Source organism: Gilvimarinus sp. DA14 (genome assembly GCF_024204685.1).
Classification (GTDB): Bacteria; Pseudomonadota; Gammaproteobacteria; order Pseudomonadales; family Cellvibrionaceae; genus Gilvimarinus.
Genome location: NZ_CP100350.1, coordinates 2,676,700 through 2,696,031, shown reverse-complemented (window position 1 = coordinate 2,696,031; position 19,332 = coordinate 2,676,700). Strand labels below are relative to the sequence as shown.

Annotated in this window: 11 protein-coding genes; 3 read left to right on the top strand and 8 right to left on the bottom strand. The window is 54.6% G+C overall.

The genetic code is table 11. The features are described from left to right. Positions 1-69: 69 nt before the first annotated feature. Positions 70-1,896 carry a hypothetical protein gene (locus NHM04_RS11770; RefSeq protein ID WP_254263986.1) on the bottom strand — a complete coding sequence of 609 codons (1,827 nt, stop codon included), beginning with the start codon at positions 1,894-1,896 and terminating at the stop codon, positions 70-72. A gap of 66 nt (positions 1,897-1,962) precedes the next feature. After that, positions 1,963-3,312, bottom strand: a complete 1,350-nt coding sequence (locus NHM04_RS11765; protein WP_254263985.1) for an MATE family efflux transporter — start codon at positions 3,310-3,312, stop codon at positions 1,963-1,965. A 114-nt stretch (positions 3,313-3,426) separates the two neighbouring features. Here NHM04_RS11765 and NHM04_RS11760 point away from each other — a divergent pair, with 114 nt between their 5' ends. Next, positions 3,427-6,486 carry a DUF748 domain-containing protein gene (locus tag NHM04_RS11760; protein ID WP_254263984.1) on the top strand — a complete coding sequence of 1,020 codons (3,060 nt, stop codon included), beginning with the start codon at positions 3,427-3,429 and terminating at the stop codon, positions 6,484-6,486. A 51-nt stretch (positions 6,487-6,537) separates the two neighbouring features. Here NHM04_RS11760 and lpxC read toward each other — a convergent pair whose 3' ends face one another. Further along, positions 6,538-7,458, bottom strand: coding sequence for a UDP-3-O-acyl-N-acetylglucosamine deacetylase (gene lpxC, locus NHM04_RS11755; protein WP_254263983.1), 921 nt, complete (start codon positions 7,456-7,458; stop codon positions 6,538-6,540). Between the two features lie 139 nt (positions 7,459-7,597). Here lpxC and NHM04_RS11750 point away from each other — a divergent pair, with 139 nt between their 5' ends. Both NHM04_RS11750 and NHM04_RS11745 read left to right on the top strand, forming a co-directional pair. Further along, a complete protein-coding gene (locus NHM04_RS11750; RefSeq protein WP_254263982.1) occupies positions 7,598-8,623 on the top strand; it encodes an AraC family transcriptional regulator in 1,026 nt (341 codons plus the stop codon). 142 nt (positions 8,624-8,765) lie between these two features. Beyond that, entirely contained in the window at positions 8,766-12,098 is a 3,333-nt protein-coding gene (locus NHM04_RS11745; protein ID WP_254263981.1) for an ExeM/NucH family extracellular endonuclease, read from the top strand. Positions 12,099-12,174: 76 nt separating this feature from the next. Here NHM04_RS11745 and NHM04_RS11740 read toward each other — a convergent pair whose 3' ends face one another. The 5 genes from NHM04_RS11740 to NHM04_RS11720 all read right to left on the bottom strand — a co-directional run bounded on the left by NHM04_RS11740 (position 12,175) and on the right by NHM04_RS11720 (position 19,165). Continuing rightward, entirely contained in the window at positions 12,175-12,465 is a 291-nt protein-coding gene (locus NHM04_RS11740) for a hypothetical protein (protein ID WP_254263980.1), read from the bottom strand. Between the two features lie 264 nt (positions 12,466-12,729). Then, positions 12,730-13,035, bottom strand: coding sequence for a Dabb family protein (locus tag NHM04_RS11735; RefSeq protein WP_254263979.1), 306 nt, complete (start codon positions 13,033-13,035; stop codon positions 12,730-12,732). A gap of 219 nt (positions 13,036-13,254) precedes the next feature. Beyond that, positions 13,255-14,697, bottom strand: a complete 1,443-nt coding sequence (locus NHM04_RS11730) for an efflux transporter outer membrane subunit (protein WP_254263978.1) — start codon at positions 14,695-14,697, stop codon at positions 13,255-13,257. A gap of 9 nt (positions 14,698-14,706) precedes the next feature. Next, positions 14,707-17,892, bottom strand: a complete 3,186-nt coding sequence (locus tag NHM04_RS11725; RefSeq protein ID WP_254263977.1) for an efflux RND transporter permease subunit — start codon at positions 17,890-17,892, stop codon at positions 14,707-14,709. A gap of 109 nt (positions 17,893-18,001) precedes the next feature. Then, positions 18,002-19,165: an efflux RND transporter periplasmic adaptor subunit gene (locus NHM04_RS11720; RefSeq protein ID WP_254263976.1), complete on the bottom strand. Its 1,164-nt coding sequence runs from the start codon at positions 19,163-19,165 to the stop codon at positions 18,002-18,004. Between the last annotated feature and the right edge of the window lie 167 nt (positions 19,166-19,332).

Here is a 19,332-nt window from a genome sequence, read left to right as displayed (position 1 = left end):
CTTATAAAATATCCATTTCTCTATCAATCGGCCCAACAAGTAGCGCAGCTAACCGAAGCAAATCCGCCCCTAACGTAACAACAGCGCCAGCCACACCAGCGTCGACACACCAATTGCCGCCGGAGCCAGCGCCAGCAATCGCGCCAGGCCGAACCTCGGCCACGCAAGCGGCCGGGCGGACCAGTACAGCAGCGGTACCAGCATCATATACACATAGCGAAAATCGGTATTGCAGGACAGCGGCACTTTGATGCGATACGCCAGGAGCAACAACAACGGAAACACAATCGCCAGAATCCAGGGCGCCGCCCGGTACAAACGCCGCACCTGCCGGGCGCGATCCAACACCGCGCTGTGAGCCGCCGAATAGTAAACCTGGCCCGCGAGCATCAGCAGCAGCAAGACACCATTGATTTTGCCCCACAGCTGCAGCGATTCGCCACGGTAAAAAAACTCCGAAGAAAGGCTGGAGCGCAACACGTAGTTCCAGAAATACTGACGCCCGTACTCGTCACTCCAACTGCTAATAAACGGATGCTGCACAAATGTAGGCACATCAAACACCAGATAATTGGCCGGTTGATTCCCCACTCTCAGACCTGGATTAATCGTGGTGCTGACATTGGAGAGCAACCAGTCCTCCGACTGCCCCTGGGCGTAGTGCCAGAGGTTATCGCCCAGGTTGAAGGCCACGGCCACGCTAAAAAACGCCCCCAGAACTACCGCCGCCCCGATGGCCTGACGCCGATAAATAGACGAGCGCAAAAGCCCTCCCCCGTGGCGCACCGAGCGCAATAACCACAAGCACCCCAATACCGCCCACAGCGCCAGAGCGTTGGACTTTGTTAACAGCGCGCATGCAGCCCAAAAGGCGGCCCACAGCAAAGCCGCGCGGGCACCGCTGTGCCACCAGCGCAGGGTAAAGAAAAACCCCAGCGCGTAAAACGCGTACAAAGGCACATCATTGCCAATGCGAATACTGTGCACTATGCCCGAGGGCCAAAGGCAAAGTGCCAGGCTCGCCAATAGCAGAGCGGGTGGGTGTGCGCGAAACGCCAGGCGCAGCGCCGCCAGCGAGGCCCACAAGAAAATCACCCACAGCCACAGCGCCAGCCACTGCGCCCAGCGATCATCCCCGGCCACCTCATCCACCAGAAGCACTTTTACCAGCGCGGCAAAGGTGTAATACAAAGGCGGCTGATGATACTCCCAGCCCTCGGAGGCCAGCGGAAAGCTCTGATGCTCAATCAGGTAATGGATATAGTCGCGGTGTCCACCGCCCTCGTACACATCGAAGGTACGGGTGAAAGAATCGGTATGCGATAAATACGCCGTACAAGCCACCAGCCCCACCGCCAACAGAAAACCCTGGCGGCGGCTGATGGGCAAGCTGCGATAGAGCGCCCCGGCCAGCAGAACAAAAGCCAGTACCAGCAGCGCCAGCTGGGCCGCACCCAGACTGGCCACCGGCCGCACATCGAAGCCCGCAGGGTTATTGGCATTGCTGAGGATAAACGTCAGACTATTCGGCCCGTGGGGGTCTAGCCCCTCAAGCGGCAACACCAAACCTTTGCTGTAATCGCGCCGCTGCTGGCGGGTAAAGTTGTGCAGCGAGACAGGCTCGCCGTTTAGCATTACGGCGTGCAATTCATCGTCGGGTATCACCCGCACCGCCAGCGAACTCTTACCATGGGAGTGCAAACTAAACTGCACCTGGTATTGACCGATCAGCGAGCGCGACAGGGGCAGCTCCTCAACGGGCAGAGTTCTGTCGTGGTGGGTAAAGCTGACCTGCGACAAACTGAGATTACCGAGGTTTGCCGCACTCATTAAGCACCACAAACTGGCGAGCAGCAGCGCCACAATTAAACCCGCGCGGCAGAGTGTGACTTTCATAGATACAATCCGTGTAGTTATTCTTGAACCGCGATTCTACGCTCTAGCAGGAATGACAAACGCGATCTAGGTTAGGTTTTTGACCCACAGGCCGCGCTTCACCCGCGCGCGAATGGGCAACCATTTTAGCGCGTCTTCAATGTACATCAACGCGTAGAGCGCAGCGAAATTCCAGTCGCTAAAGAACACCCCGGCCATATACAGGGGCACACCGAACACCCACATAACAATCACATCCACCACTAAACAGTAGTGAGTGTCGCCACCGGCGCGCAAAATACCCAAAATACGCAGCATGTTCAGCACTTTTACCCACACGCCCAGGCAGAATACCGCCAGGGTTTGGTACAAAAGCTCACTGGTGGCCGGGTCGATATGGTCAAACGCCAGCAGCACCCAGGGCCGCGCCAGCCACAGCAGTGCCGACATTGCCAACACCAGCACAAAAGTCAGGCGATTAAAAAAGCGGCACAACTGCCAGGCCGCTTCGGGGCGATTAGCCCCCAGGCTCTGCCCCACCATCACCGAAGCGGCATTGGCCAAACCTACAAACAGCGAGAAAAACAAACTCTCGATGGGCACCAGCACCCCCATCACCGCCAGCGCGTCGGTACCGGCAAAGCCCGATGCCACATGGTAGGCGCAGTTACCCAGCGCCCAGACAATGTGATTGACCAAAAGCGGCAGAGCGAACCACAAAAAGCGCTTTAATTGCTGCGCCGAAACCTCGCCCCACCAGCGCTTGAGCCTGGGGGCAAATTCGTGTTTTACCGCGTAGAGCCAGCTTAAGGTAAACACCAGCTGCAGCACTCGCGCCAGCAGCGTGCCCCAGGCCGCCCCGGCAACACCCAGCTCGGGAAAACCCCAGTGGCCGAAAATCAAAATGTAGTTAAACAAAATATTGAGTAGCGCCGCCACCGCACCCATTGCCAGCGGCACCAGGGTATTGCCAATGGCCCGTAGCGCCGCCTCAAAGACAGTAATAATCTGCGCAATCAGCAGCACAGGTGCGGTAATCCACAAAAACTCGGCGGTGAGCGACACCACCTGCGCGTCGGGGTTAATCAACCCCAACCAACCACCGGCGCTGAAAAATAGCGCGGTAAAGGGCAGCATAAAACACGCCCCCACCAACAGCGCCATCGCCAGAGAGCGCTGAGCACCGTGCGCATCCTCAGCTCCGGCATATTGGGCCACTAAAATCGCGCAGGCAGTAGCCACCCCCATCATGGTCACCAGCATTAAAAAATGCAGTTTGGCCGCCAGGCCCACGGCCGCCACCGCTTCGGCGCCCAGGCTGCCAACCATCAACACATCGGCCATGCCGAGCAGTGACTGCAGCACCATTTGCAGCGCCACGGGCAACGCCAGCACCGCCACCCGGCGCCACATAGAAGTTTGAGTCTGGGCTAACATCACATGTCCTTCATTGGGGTGCTCTATAATACAGCGCATCGCTCGCAAATCGGCCTGCGCACTGATCGCCAAACGCCCATTTTGCGTAAAGAAAAGTTGTAACTGAGGTGGAATATGGACAAGTCCCGCATCGCACACTGGGCCAAGCGCTCGTTAATGGTTTTTTTCGCCCTACTGGCGCTGTGCTACTGCCTGTATCTGATATTGGGTTACTGGTATTTACCGGGCAAGCTCAAAGAAGTGGCCGAAACCCAAGGCAGCGAATACCTGGGCCGTCAGGTCAGTGTGGAGTCCTTTGCCTACAACCCCTTCACCCTCGAGCTGCAATCGGAAAACTTTTCCATTGCCGACCGACCCGACAAACCGTTAGCGCACTGGGACCATTTAAGCGTCAATGTGGATTTCTGGCCGTCGCTGTTTAACTGGCACCTAGTGGTAAAAGAAATACAACTGGCCGGGCCCCAAATTAACATTCTGCAAACCGCCGATGGCTTTAACTTCGACTCGGTAATCGACTCCATTAACAGCGCCCGCAACCAGGCCCCCAAACCAGAGCCCGAACCGTCTAGCGAAAGCGAGCCTCTCGGGGTTGAAGTTGTCCTGATTCAAATAAGCGGCGGCGCTTTTCACTACGAAGACACCGCAGGCATTGTGCCTGCCGATGCCGGCATTGAAGATTTTAACCTGGTGTTTAACGATTTATACATAGACACCGGCGCCGAGAGCAGCAATCCGTTTAATATTGCTGCAGACCTTGCCGCCGGTGGCGCTGTCACCCTCAACGGCGATTACCGTTTACAGCCGCTGCTGTTTAACATCAACCTGCAAGCCAATACCATCAACCTCGCGGGCTTTGCCGACTTTGTCCGCAATGTTATTAATGCCGATGTAAAAAACGGCGTGTTGGATGCCAAAGCGACACTCCATATTGTCAAGCCTGCCCCCGAGGCGCCAACGCAAATTTCTCTTAACCAGAGCCGTATCGAGGTCACCAATGTGGCCGTGGACGATGAAACTCTGGACCCTCCGCTTTTACGTCTGGACAGTTTCGTTATCGACGATATACAGCTAAATGTACAGGAGCGCAGCCTGAATGTAGCCGCCGTAAATGTAGCGGGGCTGAGCCTCAATCAGTGGTTAGATAAAAACGGCGACATGCGTTTTCAATCGCTACTACTGCACGCCCACGAACAAACCATGGCCTCGGCGGGCACACCGACTGCAACGCAACAACCGTCCAGCGAGGCGCCAGAACCCGATCCTGTTGCCCAACAGGCAACCTCGGCCAATAAGCAAACGGCTGAGCAATCGCCATGGGATATACGCCTGAACGAATTCACCATCCGTGACTCGCAATCCCATTTTAGCGACCAGAAGGTTGATCCGCCGGCCAAGTGGTCGCTGGAACAGGTCAATGCCTCATTAGCCCCCATTGTGCTTAACAGCGACCAAGCCGCTGCATTAAATTTGCGCGCGCAAGTCAATCAGGCACCGTTACAGTTGGACGGTGAACTCACTCTGGCTCCCGTATCCCTCACATTGAATATCGGGCTTGAAGATCTGGCCACCGCTAAGGTCACACCTTATTTAAATCAGGCGACTAATATCGCCATAGAAGACGGCGCGCTGACCACCAATGCGCGAGTGGAATTAGCAACGCAACCGCAACTGAGCCTTACCGCAACGGCAGACACTCAACTAAGCAAGGCTGTGTTTATCAATACCACCGATGGCGATAAGTTTCTTAGCTGGGAAAATCTGGATATAAAAAATACCCGTTTCAACTATCCGAAGATGCAGCTGGATATTGAAGCCATTGAACTCACCGCGCCCTGGGCCAGTATGACCCGGGGCAATCCCTCCAGCTGGCAGACGCTGGTAAAAGCACCGCCCGCGCAAACGCCAGAAACCGAAACCGAAACCGAAACCGAAACCGAAACCGAAACCGAAACCGAAACCGAAACCAGCGAGAGTAAACCCCTCGCGCTTAACATCGCACGGCTGCAAATAAATCAAGGCAATGTCTACTTTAAAGACACGTTGATTCAACCGGAGTTTGCCTCCTCGATTAACGACATTAAAGTATCAATGACAGATTTCAGCACCAGCGACGCACAAAACCTATCGGCGACACTGCAAGCCAGCATCAACAAGCATGCACCCCTTGCGATAACGGCCGAAACCACTGCCGCCAAAAAAGAAATTGAAGGGTCAGTTAACGCGCTCGACTTAAAGGGGCTCTCACCCTACACCGGTACTTATATCGGCTATAACGTCGACCGAGGCGAGCTGAACTATCACTTCGACTATGTTCTCGAAGGCACAAAAATTACCGGCGCGAACGACATTGTGGCGGAAAAGTTTGCCCTGGGCGGCTCGGTAGACAGTGAGCAAGCCATAGATGCGCCGATTAAACTCGGCCTCACCCTGCTTAAAGATTTAAATGGCGATATCAACCTGGATTTGGGCATCAGCGGTGACCAGAGCGATCCCGGCTTTAATATTCCGGGACTCATCACCAAAACTTTTATCAATATTTTGGTTAAAGCGGTTGCATCGCCTTTTACCTTACTGGGTTCTATTGTCAGCTCCGATGAAAATCTGGGCGAAGTCAGCTTTGCCAACGGCAGTGCTGTTGTGGGCAAGGAGCAGCATAACAACCTGAATAAACTCGCCAGCGCCTTAAACAAAAAACCGGAACTGATTCTGGTCGTGCAGGGTAACGCCGATCGCAGCGCCGATAAGCTTGCGCTGCAAAAGAGTCAATTGATGGCGGAGCTGAGCGACATCGACCCAGAGGACGAACCTCAGTTTTACAATCAGTCGGCTATTGATTCGGCCTTGCAACAAAGCGGCGTGCAGAGACAGTTGCACAGACGATATCGCGAATTAAACGGGGAGACCTTCGGCACTTTGGTCGAGCGTATTGCCAACGAGCAAACTCTGGAGACTGAAGCGGCCGCTAACATCGCCACCGAGCGGGCACTGACACAGTTGAGCGAAACAATTCAAATAACCGATGCGAGACTTGAGCAATTGGCCGACCGGCGCGCCGACAATGTTATTGCACAACTGTTGGACGCAGGGCTGGCTGAAAACCGGTTGGTTAAAAAAGACGCCTATATTGCCGCCCTGACCGGCACAACGCTTAAATTTGAAGTACAGGCCCAATAAAAAAAGGGCGCTGATGATCAGCGCCTTATCTTTTAATTTAACGGTAAGAGGTTAGGCAATATCGCGTACGCGGCTGTCTTGCCAAAATTTTTCCGCCAGCTGGGCATCCACAAACGAGAAGTTGCTGGAGTCTGTCAGAAGCTGGCTTACCAGCTCGGCGTTTATCTGGTGGCCGCTTTTAAAGCCGCTAAAGTGTCCAATAATGGGCGCACCGGCCATGGCTAAATCACCGTACAAATCCAACACTTTGTGACGCACAAACTCATCGGGGTAAAACAATCCTTCAGGGTTCATCACTTTATCGTCATTCACCACAATGGCGTTTTTCAGTGAAGCGCCGCGCGCAAAGCCATGGCGCGCCAGAGTTTCTACATCTTCCATCATGCCGAAGGTACGTGCATCGCGAATACTGCGTACAAAAGTCTGTTCGTCCAACTTAATGCCGCGTAATTTCTGCCGACCAATCGCTTTGGCATCAAAGTCGATGGTCATATCGGCGGACATTTCGGTGGCAGCTTTTAACCGACCCCATTTGTCGCCGTGAGCGACCTCTACCGGGCGGCGCACCACAATCACCCGACGGCGGGCTTTCTGTTGCCTAAGGCCCGAGGCCAAAATCAGATCCGAAAAGGTTCTTGAGCTACCTTCCAGAATCGGCACTTCTGGGCCGTCCAGAACGATTTTTACATTGTCCACACCATGGGCGGCAAACGCGGCCATAAGATGTTCGACCGTACTCACGGTTACGCCAAAGCGATTGCCAATTTTGGTGCTCAGACGAGTATCGCGCACATTAAACCAAATAGCGCGCACCTCGTTTTGTCCGCTCAGACAATCGCGGCGCACAAAGGTACGACCGGTATTTTCCTCGGCGGGTAATACTTTCATAACCACGGGCACACCTGTGTGTAAGCCTCTGCCAAAGCAGGTAAAAGGTGTATTGATGGTGTGTTGATAATAGTGAGTTTTCATCCTGTTACCTCCTGTTCGGTACATTGTCAGGATATGGCCACACCCACCAATTGTTTTGTCCGATCGCGCCAATTGTTTAGCATTTGCTGCCAAGCGCATTTTTTTTGCTTACACTGGTGTTTTTTAATGGAATGCAGGCATGGCTACAACGCTGACCAGCTGGGCTCAACTGATTTGGGAAACACTGCAAAACGATGGTATAGACAGCCGCGCGGTATTTGCCAAAGCGGGATTAAACCCCGCCCTATTGTCGGACCCCACTGGCCGCTACCCCACCAGCGGCATGCATATACTTTGGGCCGAGGGCCAGGCGCGTTACTCAAAAAAAGATTTCGGCCTGGCGGTTGGTCAACGCTGGCACCCCACCACATTTAACGCCTTGGGTTTTGCCTGGTTGGCGAGCGATAATCTTTATACCGCGCTCGAGCGCCTGGTGCGCTACGCGCAACTGGTTAACAGCGGCTTAGTGGCCGAACTTACCAGTCAGGGCACGGTGTACCAGCTGCGCATTCAACCCCACGGCGATGCCCATGGCGCGGCCAACCTGGCGGGCCTGACAGCACTAATGGTGATGTGCCGCGCCCTGCTAGGCCCGAGCTTTACCCCGGTGGAGTTGGGCCTGCCCGCCGGCAGCGATAGTGACTCGGCGGCGGTGGAAGCTTTTTTTGGTTGCCGAATTCACGCCAAGCAAACCCATAGCTTTCTAAATATAGATCGGCAACAGGCGCATATTCATTTACCCGGCGCCAACTCGCAGCTGGCACTGGTCAATGAAAAGCTCGCATTGGAAAATTTAAGTCGGGTCACCGACAGCAATATCCGCGCACGCGCCGGACAGGCCATTGCCAAACGTTTGCCCACAGGTAACGTCAGCGAAGAGAGTGTAGCGGCCGAGCTGGCGTTAAGCACCCGCAGCCTGCAACGTCGACTAAGTGAGGAAAACAGCAGCTTTAAACAGCTGTTGGATAAGGTTCGGCGCGAGCTGGCCAAGCATTATCTAGAATCTGGCGAGCACTCGTTTAGTGAAATCAGCTACCTGCTGGGCTATGGCGACCAGCCCAGTTTTAGCCGCGCTTTTAAGCGCTGGTTTGCCATGTCGCCCTCCCAGTACCGCAGCGCGCATAACCCGGGCAACATTGGCAAGAGCGGTGGCGCACAGTTTTAAACCCTGTCATATAATCTCACCAGAACTGCCACAAATACGTTAAGAATCTGTCACTTTTGTCTGTTTCCATAAAGCACCTGCGCAAAGCGTCCAATAATCGGCGCAGCCACTTACTCAACCCACTCTCGACATCAGGTGCTTTATGAAAAAAGGAATTCTGGCGGCGGCCATCGCCCTGGCAGCCAGTCACGCAAATGCCGATTTACTGATTACCTCTGTATTCGACGGCCCATTGCCGGGCGGCCTGCCCAAAGGCATTGAGGTCTACGCCAGCGCCGATATTACCGACCTGAGCGAATACGGCCTGGGTAGCGCCAACAATGGCGGCGGCAGCGACGGGGAAGAGTTTGTGTTCCCGCCCGTGAGCGTACCGGCCGGCACTTTTATCACCGTCGCCAGTGAAGACATTGGTTTTAGCGACTTCTTTGGTTTTCCTCCGGATTACACAGGCTCGGTTGCCAGCATTAACGGCGATGACGCCATCGAGCTGTTCCACAATGGCGCGGTGATTGACGTATTCGGCGAGCAGGACACAGACGGTACAGGCACCGCCTGGGATTACCAGGACGGCTGGGCTTACCGTCAGGACGGCGCCTCGGTTGCCGATCAGTTCACCCCGGGCGAATGGCAGTACAGCGGCGCCAATGCGCTGGACGGTGAGGCGACCAACGCCAGCGCCGCCAGCCCTGTTCCCCTGGGCAGCTTTGGCGGCAACACCACCCCCGCGCCGGCCAGCGTCATTATTAACGAGCTGGACGCCGATACCGACGGCACCGATGAGCTCGAGTTTATCGAGCTTTACGATGGCGGCATTGGCAATACCGACCTAAGCGGCCTGACCCTGGTGCTGTATAACGGCAGCAGCGACACCAGCTACGCCGCCTTTGATTTAAGCGGTTACAGCACCAATGCCGAAGGCTACTTTGTCTTGGGCAACCCCAATGTCGCCAATGTCGATTTGGTAATCGGTGCCAGCAACAGCCTGCAAAACGGCGCCGATGCCGCCGTGCTGGTCAGTGCACAGGCCGCCAGCTTCCCCAGCGGCAGCGCCCTGCCCACCGATAACATTCTGGACGCACTGGTTTACGGCACCAATGACGACGACGACACCGGCTTGCTGGCACTGTTAAATGGGGGGCAGGCACAGGTAAACGAAAGCGCCGCTAACGGCAGCCCGGTGGATTCCAACCAGCGCTGCGACAATGGCGCCGGCGGAGCCCGCAACACCGACAGTTATATTCAGGCATCACCCACACCGGGCAGCGCCAATAACTGCGAGCCCGTGGCAGCCGAGTTAACCTTAATTTCTGCGATTCAGGGCACCCCCGACACCTACGGCAGCAACAGTTACGGCGAGACGGATGTCAGCCCGCTGATCAATCAAACCGTGACCGTCGAGGCGGTGGTTGTAGGGGATTTCCAAAACGGCGACGCTGACGACAGCCGCAACCTAAACGGCTTTTACCTGCAGGAAGAAACCCTGGACGAAGACGGCAACCCGGCAAGTTCCGAGGGCGTGTTTGTCTACCACAGTGATACCGACGTTAACCTGGGCGATAAAGTGCGCTTAACCGCGCGGGTAGATCAATACTACGGCGAGACTCAACTTTCGAACGTTAGCGATTTACAGATTATCGCCAGCAATGCCCTCGGCGACGTCACTCCCGCCAGTATTTCTCTGGCCAATAACAGCGCGGTTACCCAGGGTCAGAACGGCAACTACCAGCCTGATTTAGAAGCCTACGAAGGCATGCTGGTCACCTTTACCGATACGCTCACCATTACCGAACAATACCAGCTGGATCGCTTTAACGAGGTACGCCTGGTGGCGGGCGAACGCCCCATGCAGTTTACCCAGCTAAATGCCCCCAGCGTTAGCGGCCTGCAGACTCATTTAGCAAACCTGGGTGCTCGCAGCATTGTTTACGACGATGGTTTAAACGAGCAGAACGCCAGTGTAAACAACCTGGACGGTTTCGCCCCCTACAGCGAAGCCACCGCACCGCGCATGGGCGATACCATCAGTAACCTGACCGGCGTATTGGATTACAAATGGGCGGGTAACTCTGCCTCGGGTGCCACCTGGCGTGTACGCGCGAACAGTGAAGGCATTAACCAAGTAGTCAGCAGCGAACCGCGCCCCGCTGCACCCTCGGTGGCGGGCAATGTAAAACTCGCCTCGCTGAATGTGCTGAATTATTTCACCACGTTGGATAACGGCGGCAGCACCGCCGTGGGTATGAGCCCGCGCGGCGCCGACTCCGCCGACGAGCTGGCGCGCCAGCAAGCCAAGCTGGTGAACGCCATTGTGCAGCTGGATGCCGATGCCCTGGCACTGGTGGAAATTGAAAACGAGTTTGATAACACCAACGACGGCTCCACCGCGCTGGAAACCTTAGTCAATGCGGTCAACGCCGAGTTGGGTAATCAAACTTACGATTATGTTTACCCGGATTCACAGTTTGTCGGCACCGACGCCATTGCCGTGGCGATTATTTACCAAACCGACAGCTTAACCCTGGCCGAAGGCAGCACCCCGGCCCTGCTGGATGATACAGCGGCGGCAAGCCTGGATATTTTCGCCGCGCGCGACTTTAACGCCCAACCCATCTTTAACGGCCCGGCCACCAACCGCGTGGCACTGGCAGCGAGCTTTAGCCACAGCGAATCCGGCGAACGCTTTACCTTGGTGGCGAACCATTTTAAATCCAAAGGAAGCTCCAGCCTGGAAGACAGTGGCGATATTAACTACGACCAAAACGACGGCGCCGGTTTCTGGAATCAACGCCGCCTGGACGCGGCCACTGCTTTGGTTAACTGGTTAGAGACATCACCCACGGGGATCAATACCGACCAAGTGGCCATCGCCGGCGACCTCAACGCCTATGCCGCCGAAGCACCGGTGCAGTACCTGTTGGATCAGGGTTATGTAAACCCCGAAACCGCCAGCGATTACTCTTACGTTTTCGACGGCCAGACCGGCACCCTGGACTATGTTCTGCTCAGCAGCGCCTTAGCCGACAAACTTGCGGGCCATGCGATCTGGAACATTAACGCCGACGAAGCCGACGCGCTGGACTACAACCTGGATTACGGCCGCGACCCCGGCTACTTTGACGCAAGCACCGCCTACCGCAGCTCGGACCACGACCCGTTAATTGTGGGCCTGCAACTGCAAAGCCAGAGCCTGACCCTGGATGCATTGATCAGCAGCTTCCAGCAAATGCTGCTGACCGGCCAACTGCAGGGCAATGGACGCTGGTCCGCGATTCAATCCATCAACGCCTTTCTCTACTACACCACCTTAGAGAAAGCACAATGGTTTGATAACCGCGGCCGCGAGCGTCAGGCCTGCAACTTTCTCGGCAAAGCCGCCAAGCACTCCGATGGCGGACGCAGCGATTGGATTGCGGGAGAGGGCTTAAGTGATTGGAACAGCACCCTGGCAGGTATTATTGCCGCCAAGTGTGATTAACCCGTAACAATAAACCGCCAGCGGTAAAACGCTGGCGGTTTACTTTATATCGATCTAGATACCTACCTAACACTTGCTAACGACTTTGGTACTGCACCCAGGCTTTTGCGGGCGCGATATACACAAAGTCAGAATTGACACACTGCATTAAGCGCACATCACCGTGGCTGGGCGGATCGTAATCTTCCAACCCCTCCAGCGATAAACTGTTCTGCATCGGCTCTTTGCGTGTCAGCTGCGCGGGGATCTCCTGCACGTGTAACTCCGCCGCCGACCAAACTAAACCGTCGCGCTCCTGCGCAGAGCTATTCGAGTCATTTTCATCAATAAACACCGCGCAGGTGCCCGCCATTTTCTTGTAAGCCATTTTTACCCCCAATTGCTGTTTACGGGAGCATTCTAAATCGTAGACCTACGTTCAAGTTTGACTTGGATCAGGCAAGGGCGAATTTGTCCGGCCTCTGCCCCACACGCTTATTGCCATAGTGGGTTCCGGGAAGTCCGCTATTGATGCCTGCGACCCTACAACTGTCTCACCTTCGTTTAGAGTTTGTTCTCGGCTAGAGTGGGTTAATACTGCCCGCAGACCGTAATGTCTTTTACAGAGCAAAAAGCCTAGGGCCTGTTAACACTAGTTATTCAATGGATAATCGATGACAAATACATCCTCAAGAATACCCATTTTGTCTAGCAACTCTTTCAACTTTTTGTGCTCTGGGTGGGGCAAGTATTCGTCCCTGGATTTTTCACTGTCAAAGGTGAGCACATAAACGTGATTGAATCCTTTGTGTAAGCCTTCCGGACTGTTGTTTTCGCCATATTCAAAATCGACGATACCAGGGATTTTTTCCGGAAATTGGCTAAAAACTTCGGTAATGGTTTGAATCTGATCTTCGGTGGTTCCGTCCTTGTATTTAAAAGCAACGATATGACGCACTGAATTTTCCTTCGTCTAAGTAATGATGCAAATAGCCCCTATAAAGAGCTATATTGTTAGATGAAATAGATTTTGTGTGACGATCGACTCCTACAAATTTTTCTTAGAGTGATTCTATCGTTTTGCTATTCTCATCGCGCGTCTGTGACCGGCCTGGTTAATAATTTGATACTTACTAACTAGGCCGTCAGCATCCTTGGAAATCTTACAGACAGCTACTTAACGACCCGCCAACTCTGTTGGAGCATCCCAGCCACCGCCCAAAGATTTATACACCGCAATCAAATTGAGCAGTACCTGAATATCGCTTTGGGCTAACTGTGCGCTCACGTCCAGCTGCGAGCGCTGGGCATCCAAAACGGTTAGGAAGTCACCGTTGCCCAACTCGAACTTGCGCCCGGCTAACTCAGCCGCCTTGGCACTCGCCTTAGCCGCCTGCTGCAAGCCCGCCCGACGCTGCTCCTCGCGAGTGTAATTCTGCAAGCTGTTGTCGGTCTCCTCCAGCGCGACCAGCACGCTTTGCTCAAATTCAGCCAAGCGCGCCTGGGTGCGGGCATCGGCTGCGTCAATTTCAGCATTCACCCGCCCCAGGTTAAACGCCGCCCAATGAATTTGCGGTGCAAACAAGAAGGTGGAAGTAGGACTATCGCCCAGGCGCGACCAATCACTGGAAAGATACCCCAGCCCGCCGGTAATACTGATGCTCGGGTACAAGTCGGCTACACGAATATTGTACTGAGCTACCGACTGCGCCAAAGCCTGTTCTGCACGGTGAATGTCTGGGCGACGCTGCAGCAAGCTTTGTGGGTCCCCCACGGCAAACGCCGCCGGCAAACTTGGCAGCGCTTGCGCTTCAGCAAGCTGTGTTTTTAACGCCGGCAGTTGACGGCCAGTCAACACGCCCAAACGGTTGAGCGACGTATTGATTAGCGCCTCTATGCTGGGCACGCGGGCGCGGGTGAGCTCCAGCTGCGACTTCGCGCGCGCCACATTGAGCTCATCTTCCAGACCCACGTCGAAATAGCGCTCGGTTAAATTGAATGTCTGCTGCTGAATGGCCACATTTTGCGCGGCCACATCAAGCAGATATTGGTACCCACGCAAGTTCACATAGGCGCTGGCCACTTCGGCCGCTACACTCACCTGGGCGGCATGTAAATCCGCCTCGCTCATGGCGACCTGCGCCTGCGATGCTCGCACGCCGTTGCGAACGCGGCCAAACAGATCCAACTCCCAGCTGGCATCAAACCCGGTACTGTAAGTTTCGCTGATGCGCGAGCCCTGCGTACCAACTCGATCCGCGCTCTGGCGCTCGCGGCGCGCACTAAGCTCGGCTTCCACCGTGGGATACCGGTCAAGTTTAGTTTCGCGCAGGTAAGCGCGCGACTCATTCAAAGAGGCCGCCGCAATACGCACACTGTGATTGTGTTCAAGCGCAGCGCTGACCAGACGATCTAGCTCTGCATCGTTAAACTGCATCCACCATTGGGCAACGGGTTTGGCATTCGTAGCCTGTTCAGGCAGAGAAAAACTCACCTCGGGCTCAGGCAGCTGTGCATTGGCGCGCACTTGCTCGGGAGACTTAAAGGCACTGCAAGCGGCAATCGCCAGAGGCAAAAGCGCTACGCCTACAAGCTTTATCTGGGATGTTTTGTGCTTCATGATATGTCCTTACACCTGACTCGGTAATGGCGCGTTTTCAGCTACGTGACTGTTAGGCTTAAAGTAGCTTTTGCCCTCTATCTTACGCAGCAGAACGTAGAAAACCGGGGTAAAAAACAGGCCAAAGAAAGTCACCCCCAACATTCCCGAAAACACCGCAATACCCATCACGCTGCGCATTTCTGAGCCTGCCCCCGTTGAGAACACCATGGGTACAACCCCCATAATAAACGCGAAAGAGGTCATCAATATGGGGCGCAAACGCATACGGCTGGCAGTGATTGCGGCCTCCAAAGTTGCAATACCTCGCTGCTCGAGCTCACGCGCAAACTCGACAATTAATATCGCATTTTTACTGGCAAGTCCGGCCAACACAAACAAGCTGATTTGAGTAAATATGTTGTTATCCCCATCGGTTAGCCACACGCCAAAGAGCGCCGCTAGAATGGATAAAGGTACTATTAACACCACGACCACCGGCAGTGCCAAGCTCTCGTATTGCGCCGCCAGTACCAAAAACACCAGCAATAGGCACAGTGGCAAAATAATGATCGCGGTATTACCGGCCAGCACCTCTTGATAAGTCAGGTCTGTCCACTCAAACTCGATGCCCCTTGGTAGAGTTTGCGCCAACACTTCGGTAATCGCATCCTGCGCCTCGCCGCTGGAGTATCCAGGTGCGGCGTTACCGTTCAGGTCTGCCGACAGATAACCGTTGTAGTGTGTTGCACTTTCGGGGCCGTAGCTTTCCTCCATACTCAGCACTGTTCCAAGTGGCACCATATCGCCCTGCTGATTACGTACTTTTAACGCCATGGCATCGGCCGGGGTATTGCGATACTCGGCGTCCGCCTGGGCTATCACTTGATAAGTGCGGCCAAACTGGTTGAAATCATTCACATACAAAGACCCCAGATAAATTTGCATGGTGTCGAAGATGTCTTTGATATCCAGGCCCAGCTGTTTGGCCTTAGTGCGATCTAAATCAGCATAAAGTTGCGGTACGTTAATTTTGTAGTTGGAGTAAACACTGGCAAGCTCGGGCCGCTGCCAGGCTTTTTGTTGCACCTGCTGCACCACCTCAGCAAGTTTTTCGTACCCCAATCCGGCGCGATCTTCAATCTGCAATTTAAAGCCACCGGTTGTACCCAACCCCTGCACCGGCGGAGGCGGGAAGATCGCAATAAATGCTTCTTCAATGCCTGCAAACTTCATCTGTAAGCGCTGCGCAATCGCGCCTGCCGACAATTCATCGCCCTGGCGCTTATCAAACGCCTCGAGCGGGAAGAAAACAATTCCGGCGCTTGAGCTGTTCATAAACCCGTTAATGCTCAGGCCGGGAAATTGCACCGCATTTTGTACGCCGGTTTCAGCCAGGCCAATTTCGCCCATTTCACGAATGACGCCTTTGGTACGCTCAAGCGTGGCGCCGTCTGGTAGTTGCGCAAAAGCAATCAGGTATTGTTTGTCTTGGGCCGGCACAAAACCTTTGGGAATGACATTAAATTCCCCTACCGTCACGGCCAGCAGCAGACCGTAAACAGCAACCGTCAGACCTTTACGCCCCAGCAAGCGACCCACCTGATTTGAATAGCCGTCCGAGGCTCGCTTGAAAGTGCGATTAAACCAGGCAAAGAAGCGGCCGAATACGGCGTCAATGCCACGGGTCAGTCTATCTTTGGGAGCGTCGTGTGGCTTTAGCAATAGCGCTGCCAGAGCAGGGCTTAAGGTAAGGGAGTTAATGGCCGAGATAACGGTGGAAATTGCAATCGTCAAGGCAAACTGTTTATAGAACTGTCCGGTTAATCCACTGACAAACGCGATAGGCACAAACACCGCTATCAGCGTCAGTGAGATCGCAATAATCGGCCCGCTGACTTCCTGCATGGCTTTGTAAGTGGCTTGTAACGGGCTTAAGCCCTCCTCAATATTACGCTCCACGTTCTCAACTACCACAATCGCATCATCCACCACAATGCCAATGGCCAGCACCAGACCAAACAGCGATAAGGTGTTGATGGAAAAGCCAAATGCCGACATCAGTGCAAAGGTACCGACAATAGAAACGGGAACCGCGAGCAGCGGAATAATGGAGGCGCGCCATGTTTGCAAAAATACGATGACCACAATAACCACAAGTGCCAAAGCCTCAAGTAAGGTTTTAATCACGGCCTTGATGGAGCTTTTAACAAAAATGGTCGGGTCGTACACCACGCGGTAATCCACGCCCTCAGGAAATCGCTCTTTGAGCTCAGCCATAGTCGCGCGCACGTCATCCGAGATTTGAATGGCGTTTGCACCGGGAGACTGAAAAATCGGAATCGCTACCGCGGGCTGATTATCGAGCATGGAGCCTAAGCTGAATTCAGAGGCACCTAACTCAATGCGGGCGACATCCTCCAGCCGGGTAATTTCTCCATTGCGACCGGCGCGAATAATAATGTCATTAAATTCTTCCGGGTTATCCAAGCGGCCCTTGGCATTCACCGGCAGTTGCACGTCAACGAGATTGGTAATGGGTGCACCACCAATAATGCCGGCGGCGGCCTGTACATTTTGTTCACGAATAGCGTTGACTACATCACTGGCCGTCAGGTTTTTTTCGGCTATTTTTTCCGGGTTGAGCCACACCCGCATGGCGTAATCGCCCGAGCCAAATAGGCGCACCTGGCCCACACCTGCCACTTTAGCCAACTCGTCTTTTACATTCAGTACAGCGTAGTTGCGCAGGTACAGCTCGTCATAGCTTTTATTCGGTGAAATCAAATGCACCACCATGGTTAAGTCGGGCGAACTTTTTACCACGGTGACCCCCGCCTGGCGGGTTACCTCGGGCAAACGCGGCAGCGCCTGCGAGACTCGGTTTTGCACCATCTGCTGCGCCAAATCCACATCGGTGCCAATTTTAAAGGTAACGGTTAGATTCATGCGGCCGTCGGTGGTCGCTTGCGACGACATGTACAACATATTTTCGGTACCGGCCAATTGCTCCTCCAGTGGCGTGGCCAGGGTTTCGGCAATGACTTTGGGGTTGGCGCCCGGGTACGAAGCACTCACCACCACAGATGGCGGCGAAACCTCGGGGTACTCCGATATGGGAAGCTGGAACATGGCGAGAAACCCTGCGATAAAAATCAGCAGCGAAATCACACCGGCAAAAATGGGTCGATCCACAAAAAATTTGGAGATATTCATACTAAGCCCATGAGCGATAGAAAATGGGAGATAAAGACAATATGAGAAACCGTGACGTGCAATCTATTAAGACCGCACGCCCTAAAACTAGAAGTATTCGCGGAATCTTTTAATGCGCCGCCGCGACTTCGGTGGCTACCTCTCGCGGAGCGACCACAGTATTCGGGCGAACGTGGGATAAACCATTCACAATCACGCGCTCACCGGGACTTAACCCCGCCGCCACCACGCGTCGCCCCTGGTAGTATTCGCCCAAAGTCACTTCGCGATAGGTAGCGGTGTTAGTGTCATCCACAACCAGCACAAACTTTTTGCTCTGATTTGTACTCACCGCAAGGCTGGGCACCAGTAACACCTCGTTAATGGATGCCGCGCCCAGGCGAACGTTGGCGAACATACCAGCCGTCAAGGCGCCATCGCGGTTATCGATCACCGCCCGCGCGCGAATGGTGCCGCTGGTGGGGTCAAGGCGGTTATCGAATGAGCTGATACGCCCTTCGTAAACCACATCGCTGTCGCGAGCCAGGGTTAACTTAACGGGCATTTGTTGCGGGTCTTGCACAGAGCGCACAAATTCAATGTAGGTCGCCTCATCCACATTAAACTCGGCGAAAAGCTGGTTCGTGGCGACAATTTCGGTCAGCACCGGCGCGTTAATTCCGGCATCGACCACGTTACCGGCGGTTAGCTCCGCGCGGCTTACCCGGCCACTAATAGGCGCCGTAATGTGAGCGTACTCAAGGTTCAGCTGCTGCTGGCTAAGTACCGCCTCAGCCTGTTTTACATCCGCATCGGCAACATGCTTAGCACTGCGCGCTGCATCGTAAATGCTTTGTGATATCAGTTTATCGTTGACCAATTGCTGCGACCGCTTTAGCTCATCCTGGGCCAACTGAGCGCGCGATTGGGCGACCGCCAGGCGCGCCTCGGCTTCAGCCACAGCGGCTTGATGGGGGCGCGGGTCGATCACGAACAGAGGCTGCCCTTGCTCTACCTGCTGCCCTTCGGCAAACAGCACCTTCTGAATGACTCCGCCCACTAAAGGGCGAATTTTGGCGCTCTCGACCGGCGCCAATCGTCCGGAAAACTCCACCCAGGTGCGCACGCTTTCGGGCTCCAGCACTAATACATCCACTGCGGGCGGAGGGGGTGCAACCGCGTCGTCAGCGGTGGCGGCAAACGGGGCGACAGACAGCGCCATCACGCTGAACAGGGCGCTCACCACTGAACGCACCACCGGTATACGGCTGGGTAAACCTAACAAGCTAGACATGGGGTATCTCCTTTTGCCTGCGGCAAAATCTTTACACACTAGGGAACAAATCAACTCTTCCGGCATCTTATACATACCGGTTGGTATGGCCTCTGTGTACAGTTATCCAACCTCTAAGCTACAAGAGCGAAATCGGCGCAATAGCCCCGATAGTTAACAGGGAAATA